Source organism: Bacteroidota bacterium (assembly GCA_016183775.1).
In the GTDB taxonomy this organism is placed as follows: domain Bacteria; phylum Bacteroidota; class Bacteroidia; order JABDFU01; family JABDFU01; genus JABDFU01.
In genome coordinates this window covers 1-14145 of sequence record JACPDY010000100.1, presented here as the reverse complement: position 1 = coordinate 14145, position 14145 = coordinate 1, and the positions used below count along the sequence as shown (strand labels likewise).

Sequence of the window (14145 nt, the reverse complement as noted above, 5' to 3'; positions counted from 1 at the left end):
TTACACATACAACGCAAGCGGCACATATACTGTAACACTCATAATAACCGGTACACAAGGCTGTACAGATACCGCACAGGCAAATGTAGTGATCGAACCAACTACAATTGTGGTGCATCCGGTAGCGGTTCCCACCGGCTTTACACCAAATAATGACGGCGTGAATGATGATGTACCTGTACTTGGCGGTCCGTTCCTTACCGTTGAGCTAAAAATATATAATCAATGGGGTAACCTGGTATATAATTCTACAGATCCAAAAGGAGCGTGGGATGGCAAGTATAACGACATTGACCAGCCCGCAGGCGTTTATATATTCACTGCCAAAGGCAAAACCATTGATGGAAAAGAGTTTAATTTGTCAGGTGACGTAACATTGATCAGGTAATTTAAACTGGAGAGCCATGAAAATGACATTCATAAAAAATAGCATCGCGGCGATCTGTATGCTTGCCACAGGCAGCTATGGCATTGCGCAAGACTATCACTTATCGCAATATGATATTGCGCCCGTTTATATGAACCCTGCCCTTGCAGGTATGTATATGGGCGAAACCGGCGACTTCAGGATACTGGCCAATTACCGCTCACAGTGGCAAAAACTGCAAAGCAAACCTTATACTACCGCATCAATTGCCTTTGACAAACCCATAAAACGTTTTGGTGTTGGCGGCTATCTTATCGATAACCTTGCAGGTATGAGTAATTACAATGCCTTTGGATTTATTGTCGGCGGCTCCTATCGTATTACCAGCGATGAAAGTAAAAATCACTTCCTAACTGCAGGATTACAAATGGGAATGATGAATAAAAAATACAGCGACAATGATCTGTTATTTTCCACACAGTATTTTTCCGATCGCGGGTTAGATGCTGCAACAGATAATGGGGAGGCTTTTAAGAAATTCAGCCTGTTGAAATTTGATGCAAACATGGGTATTTATTATAAGTATCGTGATTCGAATAAAAAATTCAATCCATTTGCAGGACTTTCAGTTAATCACCTGAACAGGCCCGATCAGTCAACAATAGGTGTCCCCTATCGCATGCCCATGCGCTTTAATATAAATATCGGCTCTGATATTCATATTAATCCGATGCTAAATCTGCAACCCTCCTTCCTGTTCATGTACCAGGGTGCCGCGCATGAATTCAACATGGGACTGCTTGCCTATTATAATTTAAAGAACACCAATTATGAATTGGTAAGCGGAGTTGCCTACAGAGTGCAGGATGCTTTAGTGATACACCTCGGCATTAAACAAGGTGCCAGCACTTTCCGCATGAGCTATGACATAGTTACCAGTCCGCTTAAAGCTTACGCAGGAAGCCGGGGCGCGATAGAAATGGGAGTTATTTACACAGGAATTAAAAAAGCTGCTTCTAATAATGGTGGAAGTATGTTAAAATGAGATCATATAAACCATGCTTCGGAATCCACACCCGATCTTCTTCCTACTAAAAGGTACCGTTTAATAACCCAAACCCGCCGTTTAATAAGCTGATTTGACTTTGATGTTGAGTTTGCGCGAAGTTTGTGCTCTTTTTGCATACAACTACGCTCATTGCCTGAATAAGACCCCATCTTTTGAATACAAAATAAGGGTTTTGCAAAGCTATGTTGTACCCATAACGCCCCCTTATGAAAGAAGCATGGACCGCCACAGCCCAAATGTGGTACAACGAGGAAACCAATATTTTGCGTATCCTGATCCCGAACGATGTTAAATTGGGATTGGAAGATGTAAAAAATCATTATGCTGTAACAAACCGTCTTACTTCTGATAAAAAACCACGGGTATTGGTTGACATAAGAAACTATTTTACCACTACCCCTGAAGCCAGAAAATATGCCATACAACAATCAGGCTCGAGAATAGCAACAGCAATTGTTACCCGTAACCTGATCGCCCTGTTCTTTGTAAATCTTTATATCCGGCTTGGAAAACCGGTTTCTCCCACCCGATTTTTTTTATCTGAAGAAAAAGCCTTAGAATGGCTGAATGGAATTGAACAATGACCCTTGGCTTTCATCCTGTCTTGACTTACATCACTTTATTTTTATACATTAGCATTGGGTAGTATTTGCCAAAAACCTAATGTAATGAAGAAGTATTTATTAAACGGTCTGTTATTTATGATCGTGATAAATTTATCTGTCGCACAAAACAAACTATCCTTTATATCAGCAACTACAGGCGCCGCCTGTTATGAAGTTTGTTATTACAATAACTACCTATACGCTGGTGCCGGCAATACATTACTTGTATATAATGTATCAACCGGACTACCACCCTACACCAAATTATTTGAGTACCGGTTTACTTCCAACATTGACAATATACAGGTATACAAAGGCAGTATGTATATTTCCGCCAATCATGCAGGACTTTCAAAATGGAACCTCACAAATCCGGCACAGCCACAGCTGGTAACAAAATACACTCCCGTCAACCTCAATGAAGCGGCTTACGATGTGGCATTTTATGGCGACACCATTTTCGCGGCATTTAAAACCAGGGTTGCGGTTTTTAAAGACAACGGTACTTCACTTCAATTACTTACATCTATTGCGACACAAACAGGGAATACCAGAATACGGGGAGTTGCGGTAAAGGGCAATTTGCTGGCCTTTACCGTGGCCTATAGTGCGGGAAACACTGTTGACGGGGTCTATTTATATAATGCCAAAACATTAACACAACTCTCCTACAAACAACAAACATTCTGCGACCCCGAAGATGTGGTATTCGGACAAAATACAAACCTGGTGCATGTGCTTGGGGGAACACAATCATACGCATCATTGGGATTTGATCCCTCCGGGCTATTTTATTCACTTGATATTACAAATCCAACAGCTCCTGTTGAAGTGTACCGCGATACATTACCCGGTATTTATTTTCTCGCCGTGGCACAACCTATGAACGCGGAGATCAGGAACGACACAATATATGTGGCTACACAGTCCGCGCTGGACATGAACTACAAATCCGGCGATCCGCTTACCGGGCACACTTATATCTATGATTGTTCCAATCCCTCTAACATTCACCTGCTTAACAGTGTTTATGGGGGTTTATGGCACTTTGATGCTGCCATTGACAACAAAAAAATGCACGTCGCTTCCGAATGGTATGGGGTCAAAACACTCGGCATAAATGACATTTACAATGAAGTTGATCTCGGCAACACACGTACCGGAGGCTGGAACCTCGGCAGTGATAAATATGGAAATAAGTTGGTAGTGGCGCAGGAAGGTTTCGGATTTAAACTGTACAACATTACCAATCTTAATTCACCAACACTTATCAATTCGAAAATTGATACCGGCTTTTGTTTTAAAACCAGGTTTTCCAAGAACGGAAATTATATTTTCGGACTTTATTATACCGGCGATGATTTCAGAGTTTTCAATCCCAACACATTGTCACTTGTCTCATCCATCCAGCTTGGCGCAGGCCTTACCAATGATTATCCAAAAGTATATGTGTCGAATGACAAAGTAGCGGTGTTCCAGAAGTCTGGATTAATACTAACGCTTTACCTCGTAAATGTGACGAACCCGCTCAGTCCTGTCGTAGAAAAGTCGGTTGTTCTGAATAACATGACTGATATTTTCGCGAATCAAACCGGCAAATTATTTGTAAGCACCAAAGATTCATTGTCTGTTCTCGACCTGAATAATAATTTACAAAAACTGGTTACAATACCTCCCCCAAATAATACATTTAATGATTTCACCTCAGTTACTGCATATAAAGACACTCTATATGCATACATTACGGGACTTGGAGGCGGGCTTGCCAAATACCATTTCACGGGCACCCAGTTGGTGCAGATCGGGACATTAACTTCGTTACCTCTGGCGAACCCCAGGCACATGGCAGCCGATTCATTCGCATTGTATGTAAGCTACCACGAAAATGGCTTGTACGCTTTCAAAAAATCTTCCATTACACAATCTGGCTTTTATATGCATGGTTCTGAATTTGTTTTCAGCAACCAATGGGGCCCGCAGGATCTTTATTGCAAAGACAATCTGCTGTTCCTGGTTGAGTATATGGGACAGACAAGTATTTTTTCGGGTGATGATAATTTCCCGTTATCGATCAACATCAATAAAAATATACTTAACCATGGTCTTACAATTTATCCGAATCCTTCAAACGGAACATTTACAATTCTTCCTGATCAGGGATCGCAAGGTTCCCGGATTATAAAGATCTTTACTATGCAGGGGCAATTGGTTTACGAAAAAAACCTGAATCCGATTGAAACAACAATTAAAATTCCTGAGGTTAGAAATGGACTGTACTTGGCCGAACTATCCTCCCCTCTTGGTAAACAAGTGACAAAACTGGTTATTGAACGTTGAATTATGCTTACGATTTGATCTCACTTCGTCAAATATTGCTTAATAATTTGGGATTCACCCATTCCATTTGCTTCCCGCTTTTTTATTTTAATTAATTGTGCAACATTTACACCCGCTTTTGAGTAAAACGGGTGTTGGGGCAACCAATTTGATCAGTATGAAGCGAAAGGATTTTATACGTTATTCACTTTTAGGTGCCGGAGGAATGTTTCTCTCTCCGGCTCTTGCTCAATTGATTAACGCTTCAAAAAAAAATTACCCCGATACTTTTAAAGGAAAAGTAATTATTATAGGAGCCGGAGCGGCAGGACTTTACGCCGCGCATTTATTGAATGAGCAGGGAGTGGATGTTACAATACTTGAAGCTTCTGATGTGTATGGCGGACGCATACGGTCATTAAAAGATTTTTCCGATTTCCCGGTCGAACTTGGGGCCGAAGGAGTGCATGGTAAACGCTCTGTTTTTTATGAACTGGTTAAAAATTCAAAAGTGTCTTTTGTTACCAATAAGGGTGAAGATTACTACTCCCTCGATGGTTTTCTGAATACGGAAAGTCAGCTCGAAGAGGATGAAGATTTTAAACAGGTACTCGCACTAACCGAAACATATGCAGATTACTCCGGACCCGACATGACTGCCGAACAATTTGCAATACAGCATGGATTAGCTCCCCGCGTAGTTCACATCTATAACGCGCTTGTCGGCAATAAGCATGGCACTTCTGTGGGCCGGCTAAGCATGGCAGGTCTCAAAGACATGGAAAAACGATGGATAGCGGGCAGCGACAATTTCCTTTTGAACGGACGATCTATACTTTCCGTATTTGAAGAAAAATGCAGCAGTATATTAACTAAAATAAAACTAAACACTCCTGTAACGGGAATTGATCATACCGGCACGACAATTACTGTTACGGATAAAAACGGGGGCACTTATACTGCAGATAAAGTCATCATTACAGTACCCATCACTATATTAAAGTCGAACGACATTAAATTTACCCCCGCCCTTTCCACCGATAAAACTTCTGCATTTTCAAAGATCGGGATGGGTGCCGGCATGAAAATAATTCTGAAGTTCAGCAAAAAATTCTGGAAAGATGATACAGCAGCCATTTACGGTACTGGCTATATATCCGAATTCTACCCGTCCGGATCCGGGCGCAGTACATATAACAATGTGTTGACCGCATTTACAAACGGAGAAAATGCCGAGCACCTGAGTTTTGAAGATAAAGAAGCAGTTAAGATCGTAGTGAAAGAAATAGATAAAATTTTCGGATCAACTGTGGCCTCACGCACGCTGATTGATTCATATATAATGGACTGGTTCAAACAACCCTATATAAGAGGTGTATACTCTTATCCAACCCTTGGGTCATTAAATGCACGGAGCACGGCGGCATTGCCTGTTGACAATAAACTCTATTTTGCAGGCGAAGCCATGCACGAAGGTCATTTTGCGACCGTGCATGGTGCTATGGAAACAGCACAAACCACTGTTGATGCAATTTTGAAAGGTTAAAAGACGTTTACTTTTTTAGTAGCTTTAAACATGGACAGGCGTACCTTCATAAAAAACACATTAGCGGTTCCTCTCACTATGCAAACACTTAAAGATTTCAAACAAACAACCGATCAGCTCAATCCAACAGATGAATTAATGCCCGCGTTGTTTGTAGGGCATGGCAACCCCATGAATGCCATTGAAGACAATGAGTTTAGCCGTGGCTGGGCCGGCATCGGCAAATCCTTACCAAAGCCAAAAGCTATTCTATGTGTTTCGGCACACTGGCAAACTTCGGGGACAATGGTTACAGCCATGCCTAAACCGCCAACAATACATGATTTTGGAGGCTTCCCTGAAAAACTATTCCAAACACAGTATCCCGCACCGGGCGCACCTGAGCTGGCAAAAGAAATTACCACAACTATCACCAAAACGAAAGTTGAATTGGATTACGAATGGGGCCTCGATCATGGTTGCTGGAGTGTATTATTACCTATGTTCCCAAAGGCCGATATTCCTACCTTTCAATTAAGCCTTGACTATACCAAACCTCCGCAATACCATTTCGAACTGGTCAATGAATTGAAAGCAATGCGAAAAAAGGGTGTGCTTATTTTAGGCAGCGGCAATATAGTTCATAATCTCGGGCTGTTCGAATTTACCGATAAAGCCTTCGATTGGGCCGTTGAATTTGATGAAAAAATCAAATCCTTCATTGAAAAAGGTGATTATCAATCGGTTGTAGATTATCAAAAATTGGGCAAAATAGCGCAGCTTGCAGTGCCCACAAATGAACATTATTTGCCCCTTTTATATTCACTGGCCCTCCGGGATAAAGGCGAATCCGTAAAGTTCTTTAATGCAAGGACTACCGCAGGTTCCATCTCTATGCGTTCGCTGAAAATAGGCTAAAAATATTGAGTAAAAGCGCTTAATAAATTTTGCCATATTCGTAAAATCAATACCTTTGACTCCTCTAACAAAAATCATAAAAATCATATGGCTACATCCACATTGACCCAGGCGAAATCGAACGGCACCCATGTAGGTTCCTCTGATAAAGCTATCAAGGAATTCATGAATAAGATCATCGCGAAAAATCCCGGTGAAGTTGAGTTCCATCAGGCAGTTTTTGAAGTTGCTGAAACTGTTATTCCATTTATTGCAAAAAATCCCAAATACCAGGAAGGTAAACTTCTGGAAAGAATTGCTGAGCCAGAGCGTGTAATTATGTTCCGTGTTCCATGGATCGATGATAAAGGACGTTTCCAGATCAACCGCGGTTTCCGTATCCAGATGAACAGCGCCATAGGCCCCTACAAAGGCGGTCTGCGTTTCCATCCATCTGTTTATTTAGGTATACTTAAATTTTTAGCTTTCGAACAAGTGTTCAAGAACTCTTTAACTACTTTGCCAATGGGCGGAGGTAAAGGTGGCTCTGACTTTGATCCTAAAGGCAAATCAGATAATGAAGTAATGCGTTTTTGTCAAAGCTTTATGAGCGAGTTATTCCGCCATATCGGTAATGACACTGACGTTCCTGCAGGCGACATTGGTGTTGGCGGTCGTGAAGTTGGTTTTATGTTTGGTCAATACAAACGTTTGGCAAATGAGTTCACAGGAATATTAACCGGTAAAGGAATTTCATTCGGTGGAAGTTTGATCCGTCCTGAAGCTACTGGTTACGGCTGTGTTTATTTCGCGCAGGAAATGCTTGCAACCAAAAAAGACAGCTTCAAAGGAAAAACAGTTGTGGTATCAGGTTCCGGTAACGTAGCTCAATACGCTGCTGAGAAAGCGATCCAACTGGGCGGTAAAGTTGTTACTTTCTCCGATTCAGAAGGATTCATCTTCGACAAGAACGGCATCAATACTGAGAAACTAGCCTATGTAATGGAGTTGAAGAACGAAAAACGCGGACGTATAAAAGAGTATACATCTAAGTTCAAAGGTTCTGAGTTTTACGCAGGAAAAACTCCATGGGGAGTGAAATGCGACATTGCATTACCTTGCGCTACTCAAAATGAATTGAACGGAGCTGACGCTGAAACTTTAGTGAAAAATGGCTGTAAAGCTGTTGCGGAAGGCGCTAACATGCCTTCGACTCCTGAAGCGGTTGAAGTATTCCTGAAAAACAAAATATTGTTTGCACCAGGTAAAGCATCAAATGCCGGCGGTGTTGCAACATCAGGTTTAGAAATGAGCCAGAACTCTTTACGCTTGTCATGGACACGTGAAGAAGTTGACCAACGCTTGCATACCATTATGAAAGACATTCATAAAACATGTCTGCAATATGGTTCTGAAAAAGGCTTCACTAACTACGTACAAGGTGCAAACATTGGCGGCTTTGTGAAAGTTGCTGATGCGATGATTGCACAGGGGTTGGTGTAGAAAGCTCCACCTGACCTCTCCACCCTTCGACTTAGCTCAGGGTTCCGGAGGAATAAAAGAATGCAAAGACTGCCCACTTACCTTGGGCAGTCTTTTTTGTTTACAACGCCATTCTTTGTAACTTGTAACGCATGAAAAACATGATTGTAATGCGTCGACTATCACTCATTCCAGCTTATTTTTGTTGCATTTCATCAATATTTTCTCAACTTGTGAATTTTGAAGAGGCAATACAGGCTGCTTACCGCTGTCAAATTAATCGGATTGCATATCAATCCGATGGTGGATATATAACAGCAGGATATACTATTAATGATGAATATTCGGGCAATACTTCACTCTCAAGGTATGATAGCGTTGGAAATTCCAAATGGGTATTAAATACGATTGTGCCTTCAATGGATATTGGTCCACTTTCTGACATGATAAACTCAGGCGATAGTAATATTGTGTTAACAAGCTATGTGACACCTTGTGATATAGGTACCCCGGCCGGATTTGTGACCAAATGCACAAGATCAGGAAAGCTTATATGGAAACTAAAATTTAAAGGCGACCTTATTTCAGCGCCAAGACCCAATCACATAAAAGAGTTAAGGTCAGGAAAACTGATTGTATCTTCAGATAGCAGCATATATTGTATTTCAGAAATAGGAGACAGCTTGTGGTCGGTCAAATATAATCATGGAATCATTTATTCGACAGAAGAAAATTTATCGAAGGAATTAATTATTGGAACTTCAAAGGGGGTAATACGCGCAGATTCAAATGGAGTCCTTCTTAACTTTTATAGTTTCCAATCCCCGGTCAAAAATATTATATCGGCAAACGACTCAACGTATTTTATCACTACGGGAACAAGTATTTTAAAATTGAATACGGTATTTGTTCCAATGAAAACACTGGATTTATCAACAAAGTATGCCCAACTGAATCTATTGCGAAAATCCAATTACGGATTATGGATTGCCGGAATAAGGAAAAGTGATTCAGCTCCCCTTATCGCTAAAGTGGATAGTTCAACACTGTTATATTTATATGATTTTAGTTTTGTGGGTGATTTTCTACAGGTATACGATATGAATATTGATGGAAAAAAAATAGTTGTTGCCGGAATTGTAGCAGGCTTTAAGAATAATCATCAATTCATTAAGTCGTTTGATTACCTTGGAAATTGCACAAAACAAAATACAGATATTGGAATTACAGATATGAAATTGGATACTGCATATCTTTATCGCATTCCATCATGGCCTACCGGTTACCATTTCATTAATTTCAAACCCCTACTCACCTTGAAAAATTTTGGCAGTACCACTATTAGTAGTTTTGCTATTAATACTTCGTTTTATTTAGCCACCCCCATATGTGGAACAAGTACATACACACACAAATTTGACACAATTATCTTGCCGGGAGATTCAATCATGTTTCATATGCCTCTATTATCTGATGGTTTCATATATTCTACAGGAGGGAATGTAAACTATTCTAACCTTTGCTTATGGACCTCTGTTCCAAATAATAAAATTGATATCGACCATTCCAACGATTCATACTGCACAAGTTTTAGTGTTCCAGTATCCATTAATGAAATTTTCCCTTTGGATGAATATATAAAGGTATTTCCCAACCCAACTTATAGTAATATACAGTTAAGTACAGATCCCCAATTTTTAAATAGGAATCTATCATTCCAATTATTTGATATTGCTGGCCAGGTTGTAGAAACAGGACCGATAATAAAGAATTTGATGGAAATCACATTACCTGAAGATAAAGTGATGTATCTATTGAAAATAACTGATAAAAACCATACGAGACAAATTAAATTAATCAAAAACTAAATTAATATGTACGGACCATTTAAATCACATTTAGAAAAAGAACTTCAAACCATAAAAGACAACGGTTTGTATAAACGCGAACGTGTAATTGAGAGCGAGCAGGGCGCTGTGGTGAAAGTTGGCGACAAGGATGTAATTATTTTTTGCGCGAATAATTATTTGGGGCTATCGTCACATCCTAAAGTGGTTGAGGCGGCCCACAAAACGCTTGATTCACGTGGGTATGGTATGTCGAGTGTACGTTTTATTTGCGGCACCCAGGATATACACAAAGAGCTGGAAAGCAAGGTCGCGAAGTTTTTAGGCACGGATGATACTATATTGTACGCCGCCTGCTTCGACGCGAATGGCGGAGTGTTTGAAGCCTTATTGGGCGAAGAAGACGCCGTCATATCCGACGAGCTGAACCATGCCTCTATTATTGACGGCGTTCGTTTATGTAAAGCACAACGTTATCGCTATAAGAACTCTGACATGACTGACCTGGAAGAACAGTTAAAAAAGGCTCAGGCACAGCGTTTCCGACTCATCGTAACGGATGGCGTTTTTTCAATGGATGGATTTGTTGCACCACTGGATAAGATCTGCGATCTCGCCGAAAAATACAATGCAATGGTAATGGTTGATGAAAGCCATGCCACCGGCTTTATTGGCAAAACAGGCCGCGGTACTGTTGAATTGAAAAATGTAATAGGCCGCGTTGACATAATAACCGGAACACTCGGAAAAGCATTGGGAGGAGCAATGGGCGGCTTTACAACAGGCCGTAAAGAAATTATTGAAATGCTGCGCCAGCGTTCTCGCCCTTATTTATTCAGTAATTCATTAGCTCCGCACATTGTTGGTGCTTCAATTGCTGTATTCGATATGCTGAGTGAAACAACCACCCTGCGCGACAAACTGGAAAAGAATGTGAACTACTTCAAACAAGGCATTAAAAAAGCCGGACTCGAAATCAAAGACGGTGACTCTGCAATTGTGCCTGTTATGTTGTATGATGCCAAACTATCACAAGACTTTGCCGACAGATTATTGAAAGAAGGTATTTATGTGATCGGCTTCTTTTTCCCAGTTGTGCCTAAAGGGCAGGCGCGCATTCGTGTACAGCTTTCGGCAGCGCATGAGAAAGAACATTTGGATAAAGCCATTGCTGCGTTTGAGAAGGTTGGGAAGGAGTTGGGGGTGATTAAAAAAGGAGCTACTGCTTAGGCTTTCATAAACTCTGACAGGGTTTCTAAACCCTGTCAGAGTTTAGTATTGAACCAAGTTAAACCAACTCAATATCAAACTGTACCAGCTCAATAAATTGCTGTATGCGGTCTTCTACATCCTTTGGAGTAAGGCTGAGGAGCCTTTCGGTACCGAATTTCTCTACACAGAAAGATGCCATTGCTGAACCGTATATAATGGCACGTTTCATATTATCAAATGATATATCATTTGTGCTGGCTAAATATCCAATGAAACCGCCTGCAAAGGTGTCGCCTGCTCCTGTTGGGTCAAACACATCTTCCAGAGGAAGTGCGGGAGCAAAGAATACCTGCTCTTTATCGAACAACAATGCGCCATGCTCACCCTTTTTAATAATAAGGTATTTTGGCCCCATTGCTAAAATTTTCTGTGCAGCCTTAACCAATGAGTGTTCTTTTGAAAGCTGGCGAGCCTCTTCATCATTAATGGTAAGCACATCTATTTTTTTCAATACGCGTTTTAAATCATCCAAAGCCACATCCATCCAGAAGTTCATAGTATCAAGTACAACTAACTTCGGGCGGGGTTTAAGCTGATCAAGTACTTTTTCCTGTACAACCGGTGTAAGGTTGCCCAACATCAAAAATTCACTTCCCTGGAATGAAGCAGGCACAACCGGGTTAAAATCAGCCAGCACATTGAGTTCTGTCACCAATGTGTCGCGCGTATTCATATCATTATGATACTTCCCAGACCAAAAAAACGTCTTTTGACCTTTCAGTATCTGTAATCCTTCGGAGTTAACTCCCTTGCCTTGCAACATTTTTATAGTGTCCTGCGGGAAATCATCTCCCACCACCGAAACAAGGTTTATCTTTTTTGTAAAGTAAGAAGCCGACAAAGAAATATACGTGGCAGCGCCTCCAATTATCTTATCTGTTTTGCCAAAAGGTGTTTCAATGGCATCAAAAGCTACGGTTCCAACAACTAATAGGCTCATAATGAGTGGGTTTTTTAATTATTTCGTAAATATATTGTATAATTTGCTCACATGTGCTAATATTGCAGTCCTTTTTAGGGGGAGTTCTCCTATTCAGCACATTAAACGTTCTTTTTTTACAAATAATTAATATTCCCTGATAGCTCAGCTGGTTAGAGTCCCGCCAAAAGCGGGATTAATCATGGGGTCATTGGTTCAGGATTAATTGATTTATTAAAAGTTGTTCTTCTATTAAATATTCCCTGATAGCTCAGCTGGTTAGAGCACATGACTGTTAATCATGGGGTCACTGGTTCGAGCCCAGTTCGGGGAGCAAGCCCAAGCAGTCTGCTTGGGCTTTTTTATTTTTATGGCCTTTTACATCTACATTCTCATTCTATAAAGTCTGATATTTATTATATTGGTCACACGGATAATGTTGACCGCATACTCTCTGAACACAACAACCCCCAACGAACAAAATTCACATTCAAACATTTACCATGGGAATTAAAGGTATCGTTTATGGTAGGTGAAACCCGAAGCGAAGCGGTAAAAGCTGAAAGGCATATAAAAAAGAAAAAAAGCCGAATTTATATTGAACGTTTGTTAAATGATATAAATGAGCAGAAAAGCATAGCTCAGCTGGTTAGAGTCCCGCCTGGGCGGGATTAATCATTGCTATGAATAGAGTTCGAAATTTCGGGCTTCAGGTTTCCGGCTTGAAAATTTCCCAGCTCAACATTATGATGAACCAGAGTGTAGCCATTGAATAACACTACATCTGTAAGAAAACAACAACTGCTTTTGCTCCAATAGTTTGAAATATGTGCAGTTGCTTTATCACTTGCTTCCATTTTTTATACTACCTATTTCAAAGAAATTTTATGGAGTACTCAAGTTAATATTTATACTACAGCCATTTGTATCTGAAATATTTACTGAATACGAACCTGGACAAAGATTGTTCTTATACCTATTTATATAACCATCTGGCCAGGAATAAGTGTATGGACTTATACCACCAGTGGCCCCTATCATTATCCATTGTTTACAACCGCAACCATTACAGATCGCAGTCCCTTTAGTAAATTCTCCTATTAAAGGGAGAGGGGATGTAATAACGAAAACGGCAGTGGATGAACAGCTATTTGCATCGCTCACTGTAATGGTATAGCTACCAGCAGCAAGACCTGTAGCTGTTTGCGTAGCTTGCCCATTGCTCCAGGCGTAGGTATAAGGACCGCTACCGTTACTTATCGTTATACTTGCAGTACCATTAGTTACTCCATTACATAACAGATCAGTTTGAGTGCCATTTAAAGCTAAGCCAACACCCGAGGGAACATTAACAAAATCAGTATCATTAACACAATTAACGGTATCATTGACGATGACCTGGTAATTGCCCGAACACAATGAACTGATTGCTTGTGTATTCCCAACCTGCGTCCAACCAATGTTATACCAAGAATACTTATATGGCTGGCAACCTCCTGAGGGAGTTGTGGTAGCTAATCCATTGCAGCCACAAGACGCAGATACAGCAGCAGATGTAAGCGTTAAAACAGAAGGAATAAATTTTGCGACGAACCCATCATCATCATAGGAGGTAATCCCATTAAATGTTGTATCATAATAAGCCCCTCCACCCGGGTCGGTTAACGGGTAAGAAGAGTCAGTTAATAAAGCACCTGTTTCATTTGTCCATTCCCCCGCTACAAAAAGGTTGCTCAGTTTATCTGCCGCAAGTGGTTCGCGAAAATCGTCACCATCACCGCCAAAATAAGTAGCCCATAAGCGGACACCTGTATTTGTAAATTTAATTATAAAAATATCCCTTGCT

General features: G+C 40.7%; 13 protein-coding genes and 1 tRNA gene. 11 read left to right on the top strand and 3 right to left on the bottom strand.

Annotated elements, in window-relative coordinates:
- Window positions 1-88 precede the first annotated feature (88 nt).
- The 9 genes from HYU69_12940 to kbl all read left to right on the top strand — a co-directional run bounded on the left by HYU69_12940 (window position 89) and on the right by kbl (window position 11338).
- Complete coding sequence (locus HYU69_12940) at window positions 89-388, top strand: gliding motility-associated C-terminal domain-containing protein (GenBank protein MBI2271242.1); 300 nt, start codon at window positions 89-91, stop codon at window positions 386-388.
- A 16-nt stretch (window positions 389-404) separates the two neighbouring features.
- On the top strand, window positions 405-1412 hold the full coding sequence (locus tag HYU69_12935) for a PorP/SprF family type IX secretion system membrane protein (protein ID MBI2271241.1): 1008 nt from the start codon (window positions 405-407) through the stop codon (window positions 1410-1412).
- Window positions 1413-1642: 230 nt separating this feature from the next.
- Window positions 1643-2020 carry an STAS/SEC14 domain-containing protein gene (locus HYU69_12930; GenBank protein MBI2271240.1) on the top strand — a complete coding sequence of 126 codons (378 nt, stop codon included), beginning with the start codon at window positions 1643-1645 and terminating at the stop codon, window positions 2018-2020.
- Window positions 2021-2104: 84 nt separating this feature from the next.
- Window positions 2105-4378 carry a T9SS type A sorting domain-containing protein gene (locus HYU69_12925; GenBank protein MBI2271239.1) on the top strand — a complete coding sequence of 758 codons (2274 nt, stop codon included), beginning with the start codon at window positions 2105-2107 and terminating at the stop codon, window positions 4376-4378.
- 157 nt (window positions 4379-4535) lie between these two features.
- Window positions 4536-5903 carry an FAD-dependent oxidoreductase gene (locus HYU69_12920; protein MBI2271238.1) on the top strand — a complete coding sequence of 456 codons (1368 nt, stop codon included), beginning with the start codon at window positions 4536-4538 and terminating at the stop codon, window positions 5901-5903.
- A gap of 30 nt (window positions 5904-5933) precedes the next feature.
- Window positions 5934-6800, top strand: coding sequence for a 4,5-DOPA dioxygenase extradiol (gene ygiD, locus HYU69_12915; protein MBI2271237.1), 867 nt, complete (start codon window positions 5934-5936; stop codon window positions 6798-6800).
- 87 nt (window positions 6801-6887) lie between these two features.
- Window positions 6888-8282, top strand: a complete 1395-nt coding sequence (gene gdhA / locus HYU69_12910; GenBank protein MBI2271236.1) for an NADP-specific glutamate dehydrogenase — start codon at window positions 6888-6890, stop codon at window positions 8280-8282.
- Window positions 8283-8413: 131 nt separating this feature from the next.
- Entirely contained in the window at window positions 8414-10129 is a 1716-nt protein-coding gene (locus HYU69_12905; protein MBI2271235.1) for a T9SS type A sorting domain-containing protein, read from the top strand.
- A 6-nt stretch (window positions 10130-10135) separates the two neighbouring features.
- Window positions 10136-11338, top strand: coding sequence for a glycine C-acetyltransferase (gene kbl, locus HYU69_12900; GenBank protein MBI2271234.1), 1203 nt, complete (start codon window positions 10136-10138; stop codon window positions 11336-11338).
- 58 nt (window positions 11339-11396) lie between these two features.
- Here kbl and HYU69_12895 read toward each other — a convergent pair whose 3' ends face one another.
- Complete coding sequence (locus HYU69_12895) at window positions 11397-12320, bottom strand: bifunctional hydroxymethylpyrimidine kinase/phosphomethylpyrimidine kinase (GenBank protein ID MBI2271233.1); 924 nt, start codon at window positions 12318-12320, stop codon at window positions 11397-11399.
- 239 nt (window positions 12321-12559) lie between these two features.
- On the opposite strand from HYU69_12895, the gene HYU69_12890 reads away from it, so the two are divergent.
- Together HYU69_12890 and HYU69_12885 are read left to right on the top strand one after the other, a co-directional pair.
- Window positions 12560-12633, top strand: a tRNA-Asn gene (locus HYU69_12890).
- Window positions 12588-12974, top strand: coding sequence for a GIY-YIG nuclease family protein (locus HYU69_12885; protein MBI2271232.1), 387 nt, complete (start codon window positions 12588-12590; stop codon window positions 12972-12974). Before HYU69_12890 ends, HYU69_12885 begins: the two co-directional genes overlap by 46 nt.
- Here HYU69_12885 and HYU69_12880 read toward each other — a convergent pair.
- Window positions 12971-13156, bottom strand: coding sequence for a hypothetical protein (locus HYU69_12880; protein MBI2271231.1), 186 nt, complete (start codon window positions 13154-13156; stop codon window positions 12971-12973). The two genes, HYU69_12885 and HYU69_12880, sit on opposite strands and share 4 nt — an antisense overlap.
- Before the next feature lie 28 nt (window positions 13157-13184).
- Window positions 13185-14145: SprB repeat-containing protein (locus HYU69_12875; GenBank protein ID MBI2271230.1), on the bottom strand; the 961-nt coding region annotated here is incomplete at its 5' end.